We start from the raw sequence: 22,062 nt of genomic DNA, 5'->3' as shown, positions 1-22,062 counted from the left end.
GTCCCCACGCTTGGCCCGGTGACGCGCTGCCGGTGACCTCAGTCCATGACCTCGCCGACGGTGCGGACGTCGAGGCCCCGCACCTTGATCGCCCGCATGATCTTCGCGAAGTCGGCCCGGTGGCACTCGGAGCTGTTCGCCGGAACCGTCGTGACGACCCGGTGGAAGCAGAGGATGAGCCAGCCGCCGGCGTTCTGGGCGCGGTCGAGCAGGCCACCGCGCCCGATCAGGCTCTCCGGGTTCGACATCCCCTTCTGCGTGGAGCTGATGCCGGTGAGCGAGCGCAGCCGCATCGGCATCGGCGGCGGATTGCACTCCCGGTTGTCCTCGGCGAGGATCGACCGGCCGGTGGAGAAGTGCCGCTGCACGATCTCCTCGACGCTGTGACCGTCGGTCGTCTGCCCGAACTGACCGCCGGGATAGGCGAACGATTCGCTGGTGAAGTTGTTCTCCCGCATCCAGCCGCGCAGCGCGCCGGCGTCCTTGTCGACCACCTCAGCGGTCACCCCGCTGTACCGGGCGGCATGCACCTCGCCCGCAAAGGAGTGCCCGGCCACCTCCCACCCGGAGAGGTCCTGCGCCGCGAGCAGCTGATCCGTCGTGAACTTGCCGTCCGTGTTGATCTGGTCGGCGATCGTGTACGTGGTCCCGCGAAAATCGTACTTGTCCATCAGCGGACGGGCGTTGGTGAAGACGTCCTGCCAGGAGTCGTCGAAAGTGATCGACACCAGTCCGTTGGGGTAGGCGGCCTTGGTGTCCGGGATGATCTCCACCGCCTGGAGCCGGACGTCGCATGGGCCCGTGCCGGAGTCGATCACCGAGAACCGCATGTCGGTGAACCCGGTCCAGGCGGAGGGCTTACCGGCCGCCTTGATCCGGTAGGCCCCGCTGGCGGCGTTGAGGTCACCCCACTGCAGGGTGACCGCCACCCACTCGCCGGACTGCACCCAGTTCTGCTTGTCCGAGTGCGTGTGCACCCGCCACCGGAAGGTGTTGGCCAGGCCTTTCGTGCCGACGTAGAAGTTGATCCAGCGCAGCCTGGTCACGTCGGACACCTTGAAGATCAGGCGAACGGCCTTGCCCTTCAGATTCACCGGCGGGCCGCCCACCCGCTCCACACTGGCCTGGTCGGCGTAGGCCCCGTTCTCGCTCGCCTTCCCGGCGGTGGTCAGCAGCACCGACTGCGTGCCGCGAACGAACTCGGTGGTGTCGTCGAGGACGGCCTTCCCGACGTTGCCGCCGGTGGCGGTCCAGCCGTGGCCCTTCTGAAAGTTCTCCGCCCAGGACGCCCGGCTCAACGCCGTGATGACGGGGGGAACGCCGGGCCGCACGAGACGGGCGGGTTCCTTGTCGAAGATCTTGGTGCCGGTGGCCAGCAGGGTCGCACCGGCCCCGGCCGCCACCACCCCGGCTCCGATCGCACCCGCCTTGAGCAGGGATCGCCGCGCCGGTTGAGGAGACCGGGTCCCCAGCGGATCATTCATGGCCGCCAGAATAATAAGCCCATCGGCCGGGCCCCGGGCCGGGACCTCCGCCCTGTTGCCGGACCTGGTCCTGCACCCCGGGCGATCCCGGCGGATGAAGAACCCCATCGATCGGCGCCGGCTCACCCGTACCACAAAACGGGCCGGAAGGGAGACGTCGCGCTCCGGGCGGCAGGTGGGTGAGGGCCGCGGTGACGGCGGAGACGGGCACGGGCGTGACGCGGCCCCCGTTCGGCGTCACGCCCGGGTGTCCCGGCCCGTCCCCCACCGTCCTGGGGACGGGCCGGGATGTCTCACCCGATCACCGGGACCACCAGACGGTGGTGTCCGGGGGCAGGACGACGTTGTCGGCGGTGCCGTCGATCGGGCCGCTGGCCAGCAGCAGTTCGCCGGGCCGGCCGACCGTGACCGGCTGGTCGCTCATGTTGACCGTGCAGCGGAAGACCGGCGCGCCCTCGACCTCGCGCTCGAAGGCGAGCACCCCGGCCGGTGCGGGCACCCAGCGCAGGTTGTCGGTGGGCGCGAGCGCCGGGTTGCCGCGGCGGATCGACAGGGCCGAGCGGTACAGCTCCAGGGTGGAACCGGACGTGCCGGCCTGCGCGGCGACGCTGAGTCTCGCCCACGACGCGGGCTGGGGCAGCCAGCTCGCGCCACCGTCCGGGCCGAAGCCGTAGGGGGCGCTGTCGCCGCTCCACGGCAGCGGCACCCGGCAGCCGTCGCGGTAGCCGTCCTGGCCGGCGGCGCGGTGGAACGCCGGGTCCTGGCGCACCTCCGGCGGCAGGTCGATGACCTCGGGCAGGCCGAGCTCCTCACCCTGGTAGAGGTAGGCGGAGCCGGGCAGCGCCAGCATCAGAGCGCTGGCCGCGCGGCCCCGGCGCAGACCGGCCTCGTCGTCGACCTCGGCCGGCTTGCGGCCGGCCGCCTCGCCGTCGATCTTCTGCATCAGGCGGGTGGTGTGCCGGACCACGTCGTGGTTGGACAGCGTCCAGGTGGTCGGGGCGCCGACCTCGCGCATGGCGGCGAGCGAGTCGTCGATCATCTGGCGCTGCTCGTGCACGTTCCACGCGGTGCCGAGGTAGCTGAAGTTGAACGCCTGGTGCAGCTCGTCGTCGCGGACGTAGTTGGCGACCCGGGCCAGCGTCGGCGCCCACGCCTCGGCCACGGCGATGCGCTCGCCGGGGTACTCGTCGAGGATCTTGCGCCAGTCGCGGTAGATCTCGTGCACGCCGTCGCGGTCGAAGAACGGGCTCTCGCCGGCGCCGAGCAGATGCCACTCGCCGGTGTCGCCGACGTCCGGCAGGCCGTCCTCCTTGACCATGCCGTGCGCCACGTCGATCCGGAAGCCGTCCACGCCCAGGTCGAGCCAGAACCGCAGGATGGTCTTGAACTCGTCGCGTACGGCCGGGTGCTCCCAGTTGAAGTCGGGCTGCTCGGGGGCGAACAGGTGCAGGTACCACTCGCCGTCGGGGACACGGGTCCAGGCCGGGCCACCGAAGATCGAGGGCCAGTCGTTGGGCGGCAGCTCACCGTGCTCGCCCTTGCCGGGGCGGAAGTGGTAGCGCTCCCGGAAGGGGGAGCCGGGGCCTTCCGCGAGCGCCCGCTTGAACCAGTCGTGCTGGTCGGAGGAGTGGTTGGGGACGAGGTCGACGATGACTCGCAGACCCAGGGCGTGCGCGCCGGCGATCAGCTGCTCGGCGTCGGCGACGGTGCCGAAGATCGGGTCGACGGTCCGGTAGTCCGAGACGTCGTAACCCGCGTCCGCCTGGGGCGAGGCGTAGAAGGGGGAGAGCCACACCGCGTCCACACCGAGATCCCGCAGATAGGGCAGCCGGCTGCTGATGCCGGGCAGGTCGCCGATGCCGTCGCCGTTGGAGTCGGCGAAGCTGCGCGGGTAGATCTGGTAGATGACCGCGTTGCGCCACCACGATGCCGGGGGCGCCTCCACGGTGGGCGGTGCGATCAGTTGGTCCGTCATGGCGACGAACGCTAGCAAGAAACTAACACGTGTTACATAGCCCCGGCGTTGCTTTCTTGCAGCAAGTTCTTGCAGCGGGTGGTTATGCCGGTTTCGTGGTTGATTCCCGCACGATCAGCGACGTGCCGAGCGTCTGGTGCGGGTGCTGGTCCTCACCCCTGATTGCAGAGATCAGGAAGTCTGCGGCGATCCGTCCCTTCGACACGATCGGCTGCCGGACCGTGGTCAGCCGCGGACGGAACCAGGCCGACTCGGAAAGGTCGTCGAACCCGGTCACGGACACCTCCGAGGGCACGTCGATTGCAAGTTCTTGCAAAGCATCCACCGCCCCGTACGCGAGGATGTCCGACAGCGCCAGCACGGCCGTCGGCGGCTCACCGGAGGCCATCAGCTCCCGGGTCGCCCGGTACCCCTCGGTCCTGGTCACCGGCACCTCGGCCAGCCGTACGGCGTCCCAGGACAGGCCCACCTCGGCCAGCGCGTCGGCGATCCCGGCCAGCCGCCGCGCCAGCGGGCCCCGATAGCCGCGCACCGGTGCCTCCGCGCCCGGGTCCATGGACAGCACGGCCAGCCGCCGGTGCCCCAGATCGAGCAGATAGCGGGCCACCTCGCGGGCGCCACCCCGGTCGTCGACCTCGACGCTGGGCGCCCCCGGCATCCGGTCGCTGTCGATCAGCACGAACGGGATGCCCCGCCGGCTCAGCTCGGCCACCTCGCCCCGGTCGGTCTCCAGGCCGCACACGATGAAACCGTCGACCGCCGCGTACGGGATCGCCTTGAGCACCGAGTCCTGCAGCGGCGGACTGAGCAGCAGCGTGTAGCCCTCCTGGTCGCACACCTGCCCGGCGCCCATCAGGAACCGCGAGTAATACGGGTTCTCCAGGATCCGGGCCAGCCGCTGCGGCAACAGCACGCCGATCGAGTTGGTGGTGCCGGCCTGCAGCATCCGGCCCAGCGGGCTCGGCGTGTAACCCAGCTCCTCGGCGGCGGCCAGAATCCGTTCCCTGGTCGCCGCCGAGATGCGGTGCGGGTTGTTGAAGGCGAACGAGACCGCCGAGCGGGAGACGCCCGCCGCGGCCGCGACGTCACTCGACGTGGCCCTTCTCGACGGCATGGGCGCTCCAGGGTCGGGCGCCCACTCTATCCCGAACGCTTACGCGGCGATCACCGGCACGCGGACCACCGCGTCGAAGACGTAACCCAGCGTGTTGTAGCGGGCCACGTCGGGCTGGGTGTTGCCGCGTACGTCGGTGGCCCTCGCGAGCAGCGTGTGCGACCCCGCCGCCGGGGTCCAGTCGATCTCCCAGCGCTGCCAGACGCCACCCGGCGTGGACCCGTACGGCCGGGCCCGCCGCCAGGTCGTCCCGCCGTCGGTGCTGACCTCGACGTGCCGGATCGGGCCGTCCGCCGACCAGGAACGCCCGGTCAGTCGCGTCCGTGCCCCGGCCGTGAAACTCGTCCCGGCGTCCAGCTCGAAGGCGCTCTTGACCACCTGCCGGTCGAAGGGCTGCCCCTCGGCCGGGAAGCCCGGCCCGAACAGCCGGTAGAACTGGGTGTTCCACGGCGAGAACAGCGGCTCGGCGGACACCTCGATGCGGCCCACCCACTTGATCGACGAGATGCCGATCCAGCGCGGGACGACGACCCGGACCGGGTAGCCGTGGTCCGGCGGCAGCGGTTCGCCGTTGAGCTCGTAGGCGAGCAGCACGTCGTCGAGGGCCTTGCTGACCGGGAACGGCCGCCGCACCGGGCCCAGGTCGACGCCGCCGCTCACGAAATCCGGGTCGAGACCGGACGGCTGCACGTCCACCGCGTCGCGGGTGAGCCCGGCCCGGCGCAGCACGGTGGAGAGCCGGACGCCGGTCCACTTTCCCACTCCGATGGCGCCCAGCCCCCACGCCGTACCGGAGACGGTCTGGCCCTGCTGTGAGCTGAAGTGGCCGCGGGCGTTGCCGGCGCACTCGATGGCGACCGGCCGGGTCTCGCGCGGAAGCGCCTTGAGGTCGTCGAGGCCGAAACGCGTGGACCCGCGCACGCCGGAACCGGAGACCTCCAGAGACCACGTCGCGGCGTCGATCGCCGGGGTGACGGTGTGGTTGCGGACGAAGAACCGGTCCACCGGCACGTAGTAGCCCTGGCCCCTGAGCGCCGACCACCTGGTCTCCGCGTTGGTTCCCAGAGGCCGGAACAGCTCGGCCGGCAGCGGCTTGACGATCGGGGAGGCGGCCAGCGCCGGGCCCGGGACGGCCGCTCCCGCCCCCACCGCCGCGGTCAGTGCCAGCAGGTCACGGCGGGAGAAACCCCGTGTCCGGCCGGCCCGGAAGTCGCGCAGTCTGCGCTCGTCGTATGCGCCCTCGCTCATGGCGACTCATCCTATCTACTCCATAGGAGATGTGGATAGTCTGGCCCTGCGAGTCTCCGGTCAGGAAGGCAGGCGGGCCACCGCTCCGTAGGCGGACACCTCGGCCGGGGAGGCGCCGGGCCGGGCCGGGCGCCACTCGCTCAGCGGGACCAGGCCCGGCTCCAGCAGGTCCAGGCCGTCCAGGAGGGCGGCGATCCGGTGCCGCGGGCGGGGCCGCATGTCGGCCAGCCCGGCGCGGAGCAACTCCTCGTACGCCTCCGCCGACTCCGGGGCGAAGTCCAGCGTGCCGTGGCTGAGCACCAGGAAACTGCCCGCCGGCAGCGCCGTCGTGAAGCGGCGCACCGCGTCCCGCACGGCCTCGTCGCCGGGCAGGAAATGCAGCACCGCCACCAGCAGCAGCGCCACCGGGTGGTCCGGGTCCAGGGTTCCGGTCACCGCCGGGTGCGCCAGGATCGCCTCCGGCTCGCGCAGATCCGCCTCCACACAGCCGACCCGGCCCGCGGGGTCGCCGGCCAGCCGGGCGCGGGCGTGGGCCATCACGATCGGGTCGTTGTCCACATACACGATCCGGCAGGCCGGATCGACGCTCTGCGCGACCTCGTGGGTGTTGCCGTCGGCCGGCAGTCCGGCGCCCACGTCCAGGAACTGGCGCACCCCGCGCTCGGCCAGGTGCCGCACCGCCCGCCGCAGGAACGCCCGGTTCTCCCGGGCCGCCGTCGCCGCGGCGGGGAGAACCTTCGCGATGGCGTCGGCCGACTCCCGGTCGGCGGCGAAGTGATCCTTGCCGCCGAGCCAGTAGTTGTAGCGGCGGGCCGGATGCGCCGTGCCCACGTCGATCGGCGGGCGCCCGCGGGCGGGCCGGACGGCCTCGCCGCGGCGCGGACTGTAGAGGCCGATCACCGCGTCCGTCTCGGCACCCACCACCTGCCGCAGCGCGGCCCGCCGCTCCTCGCACGGCCAGCGGTGCTCGCCGCGCTCCAGTTTGCCGACCCAGCGCGCGTCGACGTCGAGCGAGGTCGGATTGCGGTCCGGGAACAGCTCCCGCAACGCCGTGTTGACCGCCTCGGCCAGCTCCGCCCGGGACAGGCACTGCCCGGCCCGGTGCGGCGACGGCAGCCGCTGCCGTCGGGCGCGCAACTCGGCGTTGGGGGTGATGACAGCGTCCGGATGGCGAGGCACCCATAGATATTAGATGATTTATGGCGAATCGAGGGGCGAGGTCGGACCCAAGGTCGGTATTCCCGGACCGCCCACGCATCAGTGATCGTATATGCGCACTGACCGCGCCGGCGCGGCCTGCCGCCGCGCACCCCGGGGGAAGATCCTTGCTGCGACTCACGGACCGTCCGATCAGGACCAAGCTGGCGTTGCTGCTCACCCCGCCGATCGTGGTCATCCTCGTGTTGTCCGGCGTGATCGCCTACGGCGCCGCGGCCGCCGCCTCCCGCGCCGACGAAGCCCACCGCCTCGTCGGACAGAGCATGATCGCCGGCGAACTGGCCGGGGCCCTGCAGAACGAGCGCGCCGCCGCCGGCCTCGTCTTCGTCGAGCCCTCCCGTGCGGCCGCCGTCACCGCGTACCGGAAAGCCGCCGACCGCACCGACACGCTCGCCGCACGCTTCACCGCGCGCCGGCTCGACGCCCTGCCGCAACTGCGTGAGCAGGTGCGCGGCGGGCAGGACGTGCCCGCCAGCCTCGTCCTCTTCCGGTACCGGGCGATGATCGCCGACCTGATCGGTTACCGCGCCGGCATGGGCCAGCTCAACGTCGACGCCGACATCACCACCGGCCTGCGCGCCTCCGCCGCACTCTCCGCCTGCGTCGAAGCCCTCGGCCAGATGCAGATCACCGTCCTGCCGACCTTCACCACCCGGCAACTCACCGCCGCCGGACAGCAGCAGGTCGTCGCCGCCGCCGCCGCACACGGCGAAGCCCTCGAAGACTTCCGGCGCCTCGCCCCCGCCCGCTGGACCGCCCGGCTCGCCACCGCCCCCGCCCGCCCCGACGTGACCGTCGCCGAACAACTCCAAGCCCTCGCCGCCAACACCCCACCCGGCGCCACCCTCACCTGGGCCGTCCCGCCGCAACGCTGGGTCAGCGCCATCGGCGCCCGGATGGAACGCCTGCACACCGTCGAACGCGCCGCCGACACCGAACTGCTGCGCGCCGTCGCCGAACGCCGCGACGCCCAGCGCCGCGACCTGCTCGTCCTCGCCGCCGCCGTCCTCGCCGCCCTCGTGGCGCTGCTCGCCACCGGCTGGTGGATCAGCCGGTCCATGACCCGGTCGCTGCGCGCCCTCACCCGCGGCGCCACCGCCACCGCCACCACCACCCTGCCCGACGTCGTCGGCCGCCTCACCAGCGGACTGCCCGACGCGACCGTCGCCGCCGCCCTCGTCGAACGGGCCGGGCAGGCCGTCGCGGTCGCCGGCGAGGACGAGATCGGCGAGGTGGCGCGGGCCTTCAACCACGTCTCCCGTACGGCGGTGAGCCTCGCCGGCGACCAGGCCCAGCTCCAGGCGGTCATCGCCTCGGTCATGGAAGCCATCGCCCGCCAGCTGCAACGACAGGGTCACCAGGTGATGGCCGCCATCGACGCCCTCGAACAGGACGAGGAGGACCCGGCCCGGCTGCGGAGACTGTTCGAACTCGACCAGAGGGCCACCGGCATCCAGCGGCTCATCGCCAACCTGTTCGTCTTCGCCGGCGGGCGCGCCGGACAACCCGTTCGGCGGCCCATCGCGCTTCCCGACGTCGTCAAGGCCGCCATCAGCCGGGTGGACAAGGCGTACGACCGGGTCGACGACACCGCCGTCGACCGCAGCGTGCAGATCGTCCCCGAACACGCCGAGGAGATCGTGCACGTGCTCACCGAACTCGTCGACAACGCCGTCCGCTTCTCACCACCCGGCGCCCCCGTCCGGATCGAGGCGTGCCACGTCGGCGACCGGGTGCACGCCCAGATCAGCGACACCGGCATGGGCATCCCGCAGAGCCGGCTGCCGCACCTCGTCGACCGGCTCGCCACCTTCCGCCTCGACGCCGAGACCGCCCGGCACATGGGCCTGCCCGTCGTCGGCCGCATCGCCGCCCGCCTCGGCCTGTCGGTAGGCCTGCGCTCCACCGGCGCCGGCACCCGCGCCGACGTGGTCATCCCGGCCACCCTGTTCACCACCGTGCCCGCCCTCGCCGTGGCAGAGCCGGCGGCCTTCGCCGTGACCGAACGGCCCGCCCTCGCCGCCCGCGGCACCGCCACCACCCTCGCCGACGCCCCGCCGCCACGGCGCCGCACCGCCAACGGGCTGCCGGTGCGCGTACCCGGGGAACACTCCGCCCCCGCCGCCGCGCCCGGCCCGTCGGCGCCGCCCACCGACCGCGCGGCCGCCGGGCGCGGCATGGCCGCGTTCGCCGCCAGCGCCCGGCTCGCCCGCCACACCCCCACACAGATTGGCCAGAGATGACGTTCACGCACCCCGACGCCGAGGCCGGCCGGACGCTCGGCTTCCTGCTCGACCGGTTCTGCGCGGAGAACCCCGACGTCAGCCACGCCCTCGCCGTCTCCGGCGACGGCATCCCGCTCGCCACCAGCGGCGACATCGACCCCGCCATCCGCGACCAGCTCGGCGCCAGCACCTCCGGCCTGATCGGCATCGCCCTCGGCATGTCCGGCTTCATGCGCGCCGGCGCCGTCCACGACATCGTCGTCAACTTCGACTCCGGCTGGGTCATCGTGCAACGCCCGTCGCAGCGGCTGGTCCTGACCGCCCTCGCCGCGTCCGACGCCGAGATGGGCCGCGTCCACCACGAACTGGTCCGGCTCGGCGAAGCCGCCGGACGTGTCCTCGAACCGGGCGCCCGCGTCCCCTCGAACTAGGAGAACCGTGAAACACCTACCCCGCCTGCTCGCGGCCGCCGTGCTGCTCGCCGCCGCCACCGGCTGCTCCGGTTCCAGCCTCGACACCGGCGGCCAGACCACCGCCGGGCCCCTCACCATCGGTCTCATGTGGCCCGCCTCCGGCCCGTACGCGGCCATCGGCAAGGACCAGGCCGCCGGCTGGCAGCTCTACCTCGACACCCACGGCGGCAGGCTCGGCGGCCGCACCGTCACCACCGTCACCGCCGACGAGGGCGCCAACCAGGCCAGCGCCCTCACCGCCGCCAAGAAACTCCTCGACGCCGACCGCGCCACCGTCATCGTCGGCACCGCCAGCGCCGACGCCGCGGCAGCCGTCGCCACCCCCGCGACCGCCAAGAAGGTGCCATTCATCGGTACGGGCGGACGGCCCTCCACCCTCACCGACATCAGCTACACCTGGCACACCTCCTGGCTGTCCCGGGAGATGGGCCAAGCCGTCGCCGCCCACCTGAAGAACACCGTCGACGGCCCGGTCTACGTCATCGGCCCCGACTACCAGGGCGGTTACGACCAGCTCGGCGGCTTCACCGACGCCTTCCAGCAGGCCGGCGGCGAACTCGCCAACCCCGGCGGCAAGACCACCTGGACGCCGTGGCCCGGCACCACCAACTTCCTGCCCTACCTCAACAAGGTCAAGGACTCCGGCGCCAAAGCCGTCTACACCTTCTACGCCGGCACCGCCGCCGTCGACTTCGTCAAACAGTACGAACAGTCCGGCCTCACCATCCCGCTCTACGGCGCCGGATTCCTCACCGAAGGAGCCGTCCTCGGCGCGCAGAAGGAAGCCGCCGACGGGGTGTACACGGTCATGAACTACGCCCCGAACCTGGACAACCCGGCCAACCGCACGTTCGCGCCCGCCTACCAGGACAAGGCCGGGGCGCCGCCCAACATCTACAGCGTCACCGGCTGGGACGCCGCCCTGCTGCTCGACAAGGCCATCGCCGCCGCCGGCGACAACCCCACCGGCGAATCCATCAACAACGCCATCGCCGCCCTCGGCACCGTCGACAGCCCGCGCGGCGAATGGCGCTTCGGCAGCCAGCACTCGCCCAACCAGGCCTACTACCTGCGCCAGGTGCGCAACGACGGGCGTACCCAGGCCAACGTCGTCACCCAGACCCTGACCACGCTGACCAACTGAGGGGACCGTCGATGGCCGACAGCTATCTGTTCGACAACGCCACCGCCGAGGCCGCCCGCCAGGTGCGGCTACTGGCCCGCATCCTCGACGATCACAGCCGCGACGTGCTCCGCGGCATCGGCCCCAAACCCGGCTGGCAATGCCTCGACCTGGGCGCCGGCGCCGGCTCGGTGGCCACCTTCCTGGCCGGCCAGGTCGCTCCCGGCGGCCGCGTCGTCGCCCTCGACAGCGACCCCCGCCACCTCGCCGGACACGACCAGATCACGGTACGCCAGGGCGACGTCACCACCGCCGACCTCGGCACCGAGGAGTACGACCTGATCCACGCCCGGCTCCTCTTCATGCACCTGCCGCAGCGCGAGGAACTGCTGGTACGGGCGGTGGCCGCCCTCAAGCCCGGCGGCCACCTGGTCGTCTCCGACTGGGACTGCACCCGGCCCGAAGACATGCTGCTCACCGCGACACCGGAGGTCGCCGACGCGTTCCTCGCCTTCCAGCGCACGATCATCGGCCTCGGCGCGGCCCGCGGCATGGACCCGGCGTGGGCGCGGCGGCTGCCGGCCGCCATGCGAACCGCCGGCCTGCGTGTCTCCGCGGTCGTCCACAACCGGTACTGGACCGGCGGCGAACCCGGCATGCAACTGCACGCCTGCAACAGCCGCCAACTGGAGCCCGCACTGCTGTCCGGCATGACCCCCACCCAGCTGCGGGCGCTGCGCGACGGGATGGAGGATCCGGCGGTCGGCGGCTACACGTACCCGATGCACACCTGCGTCGGCGTCCGGGCCGGCTGAGACGGTGGCGACCTACACGGCGACCGCGGTGGACGGGGTGGCCTACGGCCTGCTCCTGTTCACCGTGGCCGCCGGGCTCTCCCTCGTCTTCGGCGTGATGAACGTCCTCAACCTGGCCCACGGCACCCTCTACCTGGCCGGCGCCTACCTGGCCTCGTCCCTCCCCGGCTCCCCGGGCGGCGGTGGCCTGGTCACGCTGGGCCTGGCGGTGCTTCTCGGCATGCTGCTCGGGGCGGCCGGCGGCGGCCTGCTCGCGGTGGCGCTGCGACCGCTGCGGGCCGGCGCCGACCACCTCGACCAGGCACTGGCCACACTGGGGATCGCCTTCGTGGGATCGTGGGCGTTCACCGAGATGTTCGGTGCCGCGCCACTGCCCGCCGAGCCACCCGCCGTCCTCGACGGGAACATCACGATCGCCGGGCACGGCTATCCGGTGTACCGGCTGCTGTTCATCGCCGTCGCCGGGCTCCTCGCGATGGCCCTTCACCTGATCGTCCGGCGTACCCACGCCGGGATGCTCCTGCGCGCCACCGTCAGCGACCCGGCGATGGCCGCCGCCACCGGCATCCGGGTCACCCGGGTACGCACCGCCGCCCTGGCCGCGGGCGGGGCGATCACCACCCTGGCCGGTGTCCTCGGCGCGCCCCTGCTCGGCCCGGCCCCCGGCGTGGACGTGCAGGTGCTGGTCCTGTCGCTGGTGGTGGTCGTCCTCGGCGGCGCCGGCTCGGTCCCGCACACGCTGGCCGCCGCGCTGCTGGTCGGCCAGGTCCAGACGGTCGGCGTGATAGCCGCGCCCACTCTGGCCGCGTTCCTCCTGTTCGGTCTGGTCCTGGCCGTCCTGGTGGTCCGGGGCCGCTCCAGCGCATCGGTGGCCGTGCACGCATGAACCCGACGCCACCCGATCGGCCCTCGGCCGTACCCGCCGGCCGGCATACCGACCCGGTCGATGCCGACCGGGCTCGTCTCGCCCCGGCCCACGCGGACTCCGCCCGTATCGAGCTGGTCCGCATCGAGCAGCCCCATATCGGCGCGGCCTCGGTTGACGCGGTGCCTCTTGAAGCGGCGGCCGTTGAGACAGCGCGTGTTGACGCGGTGCCCCTTGACGCGGCGTCCGTCCAAACAGTGCCGGTTGACGCAGCGTCCGGCGACGCGGCGGCAGTTGACATGGCACCGGTTGACGCGGCGCCGCGGTCACGTCGACCGCGTGTCTCGTGGCGGCTCGGGTGGCCGCTGTCGTTCGCCGCGGCCGCGGCCCTCCCCGCGGTGGCCGGCGCGTACCCGGTCGGGATAGCCGCCCACGCGCTGGTTCTCGGCTTGCTGGCGATGAGCGCTCAGCTGCTGGTGGCCGTCGCCGGCCTCCCGGCGTTCGGGCAGCCCGCCTACTTCGGCATGGGCGCCTACACGGCGGCCCTGCTCAGCCGGGCCGGGCATCAGCAGGCGCCGGTTCTCCTGGTCGTCGCCGCCCTCGCCGGGGGCGCCGCCGCGGCGATCACCGCGCCCATGCTCTTGCGCACCCGCGGAACCGCGTTCCTGATGGCGACCTTCGCCGTGCAGTCGCTGACAGCGACCGCCGCGATCCGGTGGACCACCGTCACCGGCGGTGACGAGGGCCTGCACACGCCTCCGGCGCTGCCCTGGCCCGGTGGCACACCGCTCACCGCACCCGCCTACGTGTACTGGTACGCCCTCGCCGTGGTCGTCCTCAGCTACGCCGGGATCGTCGTGTTCCTCCGCTCCCGTTCGGCCCTGACCCTGCGCGGGATCGCCGGCCACGAGCCGCGGATGACCGCCCTCGGCCACCGGGTCACGGGGGCCCTGACCGTCGGCTACACGATCGCCGGGGTGCTGGCCGGCCTGGCCGGTGGCCTGCTGATCATCGTCAACCGATACGTCTCCCCGGCCGACATCGGCTTCGAAGCCGCCGCCCTCACGCTGCTGGCCGCCGCGATCGGCGCGGGCACGATGCTCGGCGCGATGGGCGGCGCCGCCCTCGTCGTGGCGGTCCGCGACGGAGCCGGCATCGGCACCGGCGGACTGAGCCCGCTGCTGCTCGGCCTGCTCTTCCTCGCCGTCGCCTATCTGCGGCCGTTGGCTGTCCGGGGTTCCCGGCCGTTCCTGACACGGGCGAGGCGGGGAGCCCGGTGAGCGTGCCGGCTCTGTCAGCGTTCGTGGGTGTGCCGTTTCCGCCTGTTCGTGGCCTGCTCCGAACGACGGGTTCGGTGAGCCTGCCGCCCGTGGGCTGTCCGGGTTCCCGGCCGTTCGCCACGTGGACTCGGGGGCGTCCGGTGAGCGTGCCGCGCGTCGCCGCCTCTCGGTGGCCGTCGGCTCCTCGGACTCTCCGGCCGATCGCCGCGCGGGCGGCCCGATGAGACCGGCGCTGCGGGCGCACGATCTGGTCGGCCGCTACGGGGCGGTGACCGCCGTCGACGATGTCACCCTGACCGTGACGCCCGGCAGCCGGCACGCGCTGATCGGCCCGAACGGCGCCGGGAAGAGCACCCTGCTCAGCCTGATCGCCGGAAGCCTCACCCCGCACCGGGGGCGGATCGTTCACGACGGCGCCGACATCACCCGGCTCGGGCAGGCGGCGCGGGCGCGGCGGGGGATCGGGCGGACCTTCCAGCATCCGGGGATCGTCGAGCGGCTGACCGTCGCCGAGAACGTCGTCCTGGCCGTACCGGTCCGCCGGGGCGCCCGGGAACGCGCCGTCGACGCCCTCGACCGGGTCGGGCTCGCCGACGCCGCGGGGGAGACGGCCGGGAACCTGCCCTACGGCCGGAGGCGGCTCGTCGAGATCGCCATGCTGCTGGCCGGCTCCGCGCGCCTGCTGTTGCTCGACGAGCCGTGCGCCGGTCTCGGCCCGGCCGACATCGAGCGGCTCAGCGAGGTGCTGCGCGGGCTGCCGCCGCGGATGACGCTCCTGCTGGTCGACCACCACCTGGACCTGATCTGGCGGCTCGCGGACACGGTCACCGTTCTGCACCGGGGCCGCCATCTGTGCACGGGCACCCCGGACGAGGTTCGCGCCCACCCGGGCGCGCGTCAGGCGTACCTCGAATCAGGTCCGCTCGCCACCGGGAAGCCGGACGCGCCCCACCGGGCCGGGCCTGCCCACCGGCTCGCGTCCTCGATTGCCGGGCTCGCGCCGAACGCAGAGGCCGCGGCCCGTGGACAGGCCGCGCCGATCGGGGAGGCCGCGCCGAGCGGGAAGGTCGCATCGATCGGGGAGGCCGCGCCGATCGGGGAGGCCGCGCCGAGCGGGGAGGCCGCGCCGGCCGGGAAGCTCGCATCGATCGGGGAGGGCGCCTCGCGCCGGCAGGCCGCGCCGGGCGGTGAGGTCGCGCCGGACGGCCCGGCAGCGCCCGCTGCCGAGCCCATGCTGACCGTGATCGCCCTCCGTGCCGGCTATCAGGGCGCCCCGGTGATCGACGGCCTCGACCTGACGGTACCGGCCGGGACGATTCACGCGCTGCTGGGCCGCAACGGCGCCGGGAAGACGACCCTGCTCAACGCGCTGGGCGGCCTGCTGACCCCGGCCCCGCCTTCCGAGATCCGGGTGAACGGGCGCCCGCATCGGCGCGGCATCGCGCTGGTCCCGCAGGGGCGCCGCCTGTTCGCCCAGTTGACGGTGGCCGAGCATCTGGCGCTGGCGGCCCGTGGCCGGCCGTCGCACGTGACCGAGCGGGTGCTGACGCTTCTGCCGAGCCTCCGCGAGCTGTGGAGACGCCGCCCGGCTCAGTTGTCCGGCGGCCAGCAGCAGATGCTCGCCCTGGCCCGCGCACTGCTCACCGAGCCGCGGGTGCTGCTGTTGGACGAGCCGAGCGAGGGACTGGCCCCCGCCGTGATCGCCCAGTTCGCCGACGCGCTGACGGGGATCGCGAGGGACGGCGTCGCGGTCCTGCTGGCCGAGCAGAACGTCCGTTTCGCCCGCGCGGTCGCCGATCACCTGACCGTCCTCGACCGCGGCCGCGTCGCCCTGACCAGCGCCAACCCGCCCAGCGCCGGGGCCGGCGGCGAGCTGAACCGGCTGCTCGGCATCGGCGGTGGACGCGAAAGCGCCGGGTGACCCCGGAGGGGACCACCCGGCGCCTTCTCTCTGGCGGAGAGTGAAGCCTTACGGTTCGCCGACGGGCTCGGAGAGCTTCGTCCGGTTGACCGCCTCCCAATCGGTGGCCGGCCGGGACGGCGGGGGAGGCACCTGGACCGCACCCGCGGCGGGGCGGCCGGGCCACCAGAACCGGTCGCCGGTGAGGGTGGCCAGAGCCGGGACCAGGACGGTACGCACGAGCAGAGTGTCCAGCAGCACCCCGATGCCGACGATGATCCCGATCTGGGTGAGCGTGACCACCGGCAGCACTCCGAGGACCGCGAACACCGCGGCCAGCAGGATGCCGGCGCTGGTGATGACGGCGCCGGTGACCGCGAGGGCGTGCACCATGCCGTCCTTGGTGCCGCGGGTGGCCGCCTCCTCCTTGGCCCGGGTGACCAGGAAGATGTTGTAGTCGACGCCGAGCGCGACCAGGAACAGGAACGAGAACAGCGGCACCGAGTTGTCCAGGGCCGGATAGTCGAACACGTTCCGGAACAGCCACGATCCGGCGCCGAGCGAGGCCACGAAGCTGATCACCACGGTGATCATCAGCAGGATCGGGGCGACCAGGGCGCGCAGCAGGGCGACCAGGACCAGGAACACCACCGCCAGGATCACCGGGACGATGACGGCCAGGTCGCGGCGTGCGGCGTCGCGGGTGTCGAGCGCGGTCGCCACGGTGCCGCCGACCAGCGCTTCGCCGTCGAGGTTGTCCCGCAGGTCACGGATGGTCTCGAAGGCCTCCGCGGTGTCGGGGGCGGCCTCCAGCACGGCGCTGATGCTGACCCGGGTGGCGGTCTCCTCGGCGACCCGGGCCTGGGCGACGCCGGGCGTGGCGGAGACGGTGGCCAGGACCTCCTGCGCCTTGGCCGGTTCGGTGAGCACCACGGCGGGTCCGGCGGCGCCGGCCGGGAAGTACCTGCTGAGCGTTTCGAGACCCTGCACCGACTCGGCCTCGACCCGGAACTGCTCGGCCTGTGACAGGCCCACCTTGGTGCCGAGGCCGCCGAGCGACAGCAGCCCGAGCACGACCATCGACACGACGGTCACGGCGACCGGGCGGCGCACCACGGTCCGGCCGACCTTGGCCCACATGCCCTTGCCGTCCTCCGGGCCGGTCTTGCCGACCCGCGGGATGAACGGCCAGAACAGGCCGCGGCCGCAGACGACGAGCGCGGCCGGCAGCACGACCAGGGCGAACACCGCGGCGATGGCGACACCGGCGGCCGACGTGATGCCCAGTGCCGTGTTGCTCTTCAAGCTGGCGAGAACGAGCGTGAGCAGGGCCAGGATGACGGTGCCGGCGCTCGCGGCGATGGCCGGGCCGGCCCCGCGCAGCGCCTTGCCCATGGCCTCGAACCGGTTCTCGTACTTGTGCAGCTCCTCCCGGTACCGGGAGATCAGCAGCAGCGCGTAGTCGGTGCCGGCGCCGAAGACCAGCACCGTGACGATGCCGGTGGTGGACCCGTTGACGGCCAGGTCGGTGTGCTGCGACAGCAGGGCCACGACCTTGGCGGCGAGCTGGTCGGCGAACCCGACGACGAACAGCGGGACGATCCACAGGATCGGGCTGCGGTACGTGACGAGCAGCAGGATCGTGACCACCACGACGGTGACGATCAGCAGTTTGGTGTTGGCGCCGCTGAAGCTGTTCGACAGGTCGGCGCTGAAGCCGGCTCCACCGGTGACCTGCGCGGTCACTCCGGGCGGCAGGTCGGTGGAAGCCTTCTCGCGGAGCTGCTTCACCGCTTCGATGGTGGCGTCGCTGTCACCGGTGGCCGCGAGCGGCACGGTGATCAGAGCGGCCTTGCGGTCCTCGGACAGGATCGGCCGGCCCAGCTCCTGAAAGCCGGCCAGGTCGGTGTCGGTGAGTGCCTCGCCGCCCTTGGCGACCACGATCAGCGCCGGGTTGGTGCGTCCCGACGGCAGCTCCTTCTGCAGCTGGGCGACCTTCGTCGACTCGGCCGAGGACGGCAGCGAGGAGGCCGGATCGTTGTCCGTCTCCGTGGAGCCCGCGAAGCCGAAGACAAGCCCGCCGAGTAGCAGGGCCAGCAGGAGCGTCGCCCATGCCCTTCTCATTGAAAGCCTCCAAGAACGAGAATCTTTATAATCGAGATTGTTCACGACTGAGGCGGGATCTGCAACACTTACCCCCGTGGAAGGCAACGAGACCGCGGAACGGCAGCGGTTACGCAGGCAGCTCGTCGACCTGTTGAACACCTACAGCAGCGAGGCGAATCACATCGGGCACGCCTTCGCACATCTGCACCGGCTCAACGCGACAGACCTGCACGCGCTGCTCGCCGTCATGCACGCGGAACGCAGCGGCAGCCCCCTCACCCCCGGCAAACTCGGCGAGGCCATCGGCCTCACCTCCGGCGCCACGACCGCCCTCATCGACCGTCTCGAACGCGGCGGCCACCTGCACCGAACCCGGGAGAGCGCCGACCGCCGGGTGGTACACCTCCGCTACGCCGACGCCGGCATGGCCCTCGCCATGTCGTTCTTCGCACCGCTCGCGCCCCGCACCGACGAGGTGATGGCCCAGTTCGGCGTCGGCGAACTCCAGGTCATCGAGAAATTCCTGCACGGCATGATCGCCGCACTCATCTCCTACCGCGACGAGCTGCGCAACCACTAGATCAAACCCTTTTACGGTACGCACGACGCGCGCCACCCGTGGACGACCCGCGAGCCTTCGCCCGGCCCGGCCCGTGCCGCGCCCGCCGGGCTGAGATCGGTGGGTGCGCTCACCGCGTACCGAAAAGGGATTTTGCAACGCGGCCGCACCAGACGATAGCCGTGAGTGACCCGCGGCGCTGCCGATCGAAGCGGCGTGCGAACCGAGCCCCTACTGGCCGAGGCCGACGCCCTGCTCGCCCGCGGCCGCCCCCACCAGGTCGAACGGCTGCTCGCCCCCTTCGTCGGGCGGGAGCCGGAGAACGTCGGCGCCTGGCAGCGGATGACCCGGGCCCGCCTCGACCTCGGCGACATCGCCGGCGCGCTGCTGGCCGCGGAGGCCGCCTGGCGTCTGGACCCCTACGGCACCGAGTCGCTGTTCTGGCTGAGCGCCGCCCGCTCACAAGCCGGCGACCACGCCGAGGCGATCGCCGCCGCGGCCGCCGCCTGCCGGGAGGACCCCGGCAACCCCCGCCTGCACACCCGGCTGGCCCGCGCGCAACTCGCCGCCGGCCTGCCCACCGACGCCGCCGAAGGTCTGCGCTACGTCGTCGACCTGGCCGGCTACGACGCCGACCTGCAGGTCACCTTCGGTCAGGCGCTGTTCGCGATCGGCCGGCCGCTGACCGCCCGAGAGGCACTCGGGCGGGCCCTGGCGATCGACTTCGGGCACGCCGGCGCACGGGCCGCGCTGAAGGCCTTCGAGAAGGCCATGAGCACGGCGGTCGACGCCGCTTCGCTCGCCCTGGCCGCCGACGAGTTCGCCGATTCGCTGCGCATCCACCCCGGCCGACCCGGCACCCGCCGTGCCGCGGGCCGCGACGCCGTGACGCATGTCGCGCGGGTGTCGCTGGCATGGTTCCTGGCCGGGATCGCCGGCCTCGGCACCCTCGAGGCGATCGGCCTGCTGACCGCCCCGCCCAGCCTCTACCTCACCCTGATCTGCGCCGCCGGGGTCGCCGGCTGCGTCTCCGCGGTGGCCCGTCCGCCGGCGGACGGGCCCGCGTGAGACAGCGGCTCTTCCATCGGAACTCGGACTCGGACCCGGACCCGGGCTCGGACCCGGACCCGGGCTCGGACCCGGACCCGGGCTCGGACCCGGACCCGGGCTCGGACCCGGGCTCGGGCTCGGACTCGGACTCGGACTCGGACTCGGGGTGAAGTGGCTGCTCTCAGCGGGCGTCGCGCAGCAGTTGCAGGATCCGGGCCAACTCGGTGCGGTCGGCCGGGTCCAGGCCGGCGAACAGGCGCTCGCCCTCGCTGGCCCGTGCCTCGCGGATGGCGGCGGCCGTGGCGGCGCCGGCCGGGGTGAGCGCCACCAGTGTGGCCCGGCGGTCGGTCGGGTCGGGTTTGCGCTCGACCAGGCCTCGATGTTGCAGGTCGTCGACCACCTCGGTGGCCGAGCGGGGGGCGATGTGCAGCCGCTCGGCCAGCACGCTGAGCCTGATCTCGCCGTCGGAGGTGAGCACGCTCAGCGCCCGCGACTGCGACGGCGAGACGTGCCACGGCTCCAGGGTGATGCGGGTCCGCTCACGCAGGCGCCGGGTCACCGCCCAGAACGATTCCAGCAGGCTGTCGTCCTCCACCGGAACAAAATAGCAGTGACTACCGTTGTTCCCTCATGTTGAGGTAACCTCAGTTTACTGCAGTCCCCGGTTGAGAGAGGCTTCATTTGCCCAAGGAACGTCCCCGGAAACCCACCGCCGAGGAGAAGGCGCAGGCCCGCGCGGTCTCCTTGCGCCGCATCGGCGCCCTGTTCATCGGCCACCGCCGCCACCTCGCGGTCGTCGTGGCCGTCATCGTCCTGTCGTCCGTCATCTCGATGGGCTCGCCGTTCCTGCTGCGCGAGGTCATCGACGTCGCCCTCCCGCAGTCCGACCTGCGCCTACTGACGCTGCTGGTCGCCGGCATGGTCGGCATCGCCGCGGCCACGTCCGCGCTCGGCGTCGTGCAGACGTGGATCTCCACGACCGTCGGCCAGCGTGTCATGCACCGGCTGCGCACCGACGTCTTCGCCCACCTGCAACGTCAGTCGGTCGGCTTCTTCACCCGCACCCGCACCGGCGAGGTGCAGTCCCGCATCACCAACGACATCGGCGGCATGCAGCAGGTGGTCACCTCCACCGCCACGTCCGTCGCGGCCAACCTCACCACGGTGATCGCCACCCTGGTCGCGATGGCCGCCCTCTCCTGGCAGCTCACCCTCGTGTCGCTGGTCGCGCTGCCCCCGGCGATCTACTGGACCCGGCGGGTCGCCCGCATGCGGCAGAAGATCACCGCCCAGCGGCAGCGCGAGCTCGCCGACCTCAACGTGATCATCGACGAGGGCCTGTCCATCAGCGGCGTCCAGCTGGCCAAGACGATGGGCGCCGGCGGCGCGCTGACCGAGCGGTTCACCGCCTCCTCGGCCCGCCTCATCGATCTGGAGCTGCGTTCCGAGCTGGCCGGCCGCTGGCGGATGGCCACGATGAACGTGGTGTTCGCCGTCATCCCCGCGATCATCTACCTGGCGGCCGGCCTGCCGTTCGCCGCCGGCGCCATGAGCATCGGCACCCTGGTCGCGTTCACCGGCCTGCAGGCGGGCCTGTTCCGGCCGCTGATGAGCCTGCTCGACGTCGGGGTCACCCTCACCGCGTCGCTCGCGCTGTTCCAGCGCATCTTCGAGTACCTCGACCTGCCGGTCGACATCAAGGAGCCGGCGTCGCCCGTGCGGCTGCCCACCGTCCGCGGTCATCTGCGCTTCGAGAACGTCACTTTCGCCTACGACGGGGGCGCCACCGCCGCGCTGGCCGGCGTGAGCCTCGACGTCCCCGCGGGCAGCTCCCTGGCCCTGGTCGGCGAGACCGGCTCCGGCAAGAGCACCATCGCCGCCCTGATCGCCCGGCTGCACGACCCGACCTCCGGCCGGGTCACCATCGACGGCGTCGACGTGCGCGACCTGGCCCTCGACGACCTCGCCGCCATCGTCGGCGTGGTCAGCCAGGAGACGTATCTGCTGCACACGACGATCCGGGAGAACCTGCGCTACGCGAAGCCCGACGCCACCGACGCCGAGATCGAGCGTGCCGCCCGTGCCGCCCAGATCCACGACCTGATCGCCGCCCTCCCTGACGGCTACGACACGATGGTCGGCTCCCGCGGCCACCGCTTCTCCGGCGGCGAGAAACAGCGCATCGCCATCGCCCGCACCCTGCTGCGCGACCCCCGCATCCTGGTCCTCGACGAGGCGACGAGCGCCCTCGACAACGAAACCGAGCGCGCCGTCCAACAGGCTTTCGACACCCTGTCCCGGGGCCGCACCACAGTCACCATCGCCCACCGCCTGTCGACGATCCGCGACGCCGACCAGATCGCCGTCATCGACCACGGCCGCATCCTGGAGTCCGGCACCCACGACACGCTCCTGCAGGCCGAGGGCCGCTACTGGACCCTGGCCCGCTGAGCCTTCGCCGGTTGGTCTGTCGGTCGCCGACGCACCTGCTCATTCATGACAGGCTCTTGTAGGCGGAGGGCCGCTACTGGGCCCTGGTTCGCTGAGCCTTCGCCGGTTGGTCTGTCGGTCGCCGACGCACCTGCTCATTCATGACAGGCTCTTGTAGGCGGAGGGCCGCTACTGGC

Annotated in this window: 17 protein-coding genes; 10 read left to right on the top strand and 7 right to left on the bottom strand. The window is 72.5% G+C overall.

Going from position 1 to position 22,062, the window contains the following annotated elements; translation table 11 throughout:
- Window positions 1-38 precede the first annotated feature (38 nt).
- From AB0I88_RS32240 to AB0I88_RS32220, 5 genes are all read right to left on the bottom strand, one after another.
- A complete protein-coding gene (locus AB0I88_RS32240; RefSeq protein ID WP_361033285.1) occupies window positions 39-1,484 on the bottom strand; it encodes a polysaccharide deacetylase family protein in 1,446 nt (481 codons plus the stop codon).
- Between the two features lie 301 nt (window positions 1,485-1,785).
- Complete coding sequence (locus AB0I88_RS32235; protein ID WP_361033282.1) at window positions 1,786-3,459, bottom strand: glycoside hydrolase family 13 protein; 1,674 nt, start codon at window positions 3,457-3,459, stop codon at window positions 1,786-1,788.
- An 82-nt stretch (window positions 3,460-3,541) separates the two neighbouring features.
- On the bottom strand, window positions 3,542-4,573 hold the full coding sequence (locus tag AB0I88_RS32230) for a LacI family DNA-binding transcriptional regulator (protein ID WP_361033279.1): 1,032 nt from the start codon (window positions 4,571-4,573) through the stop codon (window positions 3,542-3,544).
- Between the two features lie 39 nt (window positions 4,574-4,612).
- The gene (locus AB0I88_RS32225) at window positions 4,613-5,821 is read right to left on the bottom strand and encodes a sulfite oxidase (protein WP_361033273.1); all 1,209 of its coding nucleotides are present in this window, start codon (window positions 5,819-5,821) and stop codon (window positions 4,613-4,615) included.
- A 60-nt stretch (window positions 5,822-5,881) separates the two neighbouring features.
- Entirely contained in the window at window positions 5,882-7,000 is a 1,119-nt protein-coding gene (locus AB0I88_RS32220) for an SAM-dependent methyltransferase (protein ID WP_361033270.1), read from the bottom strand.
- Between the two features lie 146 nt (window positions 7,001-7,146).
- Here AB0I88_RS32220 and AB0I88_RS32215 point away from each other — a divergent pair, with 146 nt between their 5' ends.
- From AB0I88_RS32215 to AB0I88_RS32185, 7 genes are all read left to right on the top strand, one after another.
- Complete coding sequence (locus tag AB0I88_RS32215; RefSeq protein WP_361033267.1) at window positions 7,147-9,282, top strand: sensor histidine kinase; 2,136 nt, start codon at window positions 7,147-7,149, stop codon at window positions 9,280-9,282.
- Window positions 9,279-9,695 carry a roadblock/LC7 domain-containing protein gene (locus tag AB0I88_RS32210; protein WP_361033264.1) on the top strand — a complete coding sequence of 139 codons (417 nt, stop codon included), beginning with the start codon at window positions 9,279-9,281 and terminating at the stop codon, window positions 9,693-9,695. Before AB0I88_RS32215 ends, AB0I88_RS32210 begins: the two co-directional genes overlap by 4 nt.
- A 7-nt stretch (window positions 9,696-9,702) precedes the next feature.
- A complete protein-coding gene (locus tag AB0I88_RS32205) occupies window positions 9,703-10,881 on the top strand; it encodes an ABC transporter substrate-binding protein (protein WP_361033261.1) in 1,179 nt (392 codons plus the stop codon).
- An 11-nt stretch (window positions 10,882-10,892) separates the two neighbouring features.
- Window positions 10,893-11,675 carry a class I SAM-dependent methyltransferase gene (locus tag AB0I88_RS32200; protein WP_361033258.1) on the top strand — a complete coding sequence of 261 codons (783 nt, stop codon included), beginning with the start codon at window positions 10,893-10,895 and terminating at the stop codon, window positions 11,673-11,675.
- A gap of 4 nt (window positions 11,676-11,679) precedes the next feature.
- Entirely contained in the window at window positions 11,680-12,561 is an 882-nt protein-coding gene (locus tag AB0I88_RS32195; RefSeq protein WP_361033255.1) for a branched-chain amino acid ABC transporter permease, read from the top strand.
- 278 nt (window positions 12,562-12,839) lie between these two features.
- The gene (locus AB0I88_RS32190; protein WP_361033252.1) at window positions 12,840-13,820 is read left to right on the top strand and encodes a branched-chain amino acid ABC transporter permease; all 981 of its coding nucleotides are present in this window, start codon (window positions 12,840-12,842) and stop codon (window positions 13,818-13,820) included.
- A gap of 220 nt (window positions 13,821-14,040) precedes the next feature.
- A complete protein-coding gene (locus AB0I88_RS32185; protein WP_361033248.1) occupies window positions 14,041-15,741 on the top strand; it encodes an ATP-binding cassette domain-containing protein in 1,701 nt (566 codons plus the stop codon).
- A gap of 48 nt (window positions 15,742-15,789) precedes the next feature.
- Here the strand turns inward: AB0I88_RS32185 and AB0I88_RS32180 are convergent, their stop codons facing one another.
- On the bottom strand, window positions 15,790-17,844 hold the full coding sequence (locus tag AB0I88_RS32180; protein ID WP_361033245.1) for an MMPL family transporter: 2,055 nt from the start codon (window positions 17,842-17,844) through the stop codon (window positions 15,790-15,792).
- A 76-nt stretch (window positions 17,845-17,920) separates the two neighbouring features.
- On the opposite strand from AB0I88_RS32180, the gene AB0I88_RS32175 reads away from it, so the two are divergent.
- Together AB0I88_RS32175 and AB0I88_RS32170 are read left to right on the top strand one after the other, a co-directional pair.
- A complete protein-coding gene (locus AB0I88_RS32175) occupies window positions 17,921-18,406 on the top strand; it encodes a MarR family transcriptional regulator (protein WP_361033242.1) in 486 nt (161 codons plus the stop codon).
- A gap of 195 nt (window positions 18,407-18,601) precedes the next feature.
- Window positions 18,602-19,453 (top strand): tetratricopeptide repeat protein, encoded by an 852-nt coding sequence (locus AB0I88_RS32170; RefSeq protein WP_361033239.1) that lies wholly within the window; start codon window positions 18,602-18,604, stop codon window positions 19,451-19,453.
- 163 nt (window positions 19,454-19,616) lie between these two features.
- Here the strand turns inward: AB0I88_RS32170 and AB0I88_RS32165 are convergent, their stop codons facing one another.
- The gene (locus AB0I88_RS32165) at window positions 19,617-20,030 is read right to left on the bottom strand and encodes a MarR family winged helix-turn-helix transcriptional regulator (RefSeq protein ID WP_361033236.1); all 414 of its coding nucleotides are present in this window, start codon (window positions 20,028-20,030) and stop codon (window positions 19,617-19,619) included.
- Window positions 20,031-20,116: 86 nt separating this feature from the next.
- On the opposite strand from AB0I88_RS32165, the gene AB0I88_RS32160 reads away from it, so the two are divergent.
- Window positions 20,117-21,886, top strand: coding sequence for an ABC transporter ATP-binding protein (locus AB0I88_RS32160; protein ID WP_361033233.1), 1,770 nt, complete (start codon window positions 20,117-20,119; stop codon window positions 21,884-21,886).
- The last annotated feature ends 176 nt before the right edge of the window (window positions 21,887-22,062 follow it).

It is taken from the genome of Actinoplanes sp. NPDC049802 (assembly GCF_040656595.1).
Classification (GTDB): Bacteria; Actinomycetota; Actinomycetes; order Mycobacteriales; family Micromonosporaceae; genus Actinoplanes.
The sequence above is the reverse complement of the archived record's forward strand: the minus strand, read 5'-3'. Positions and strand labels throughout refer to the sequence as shown.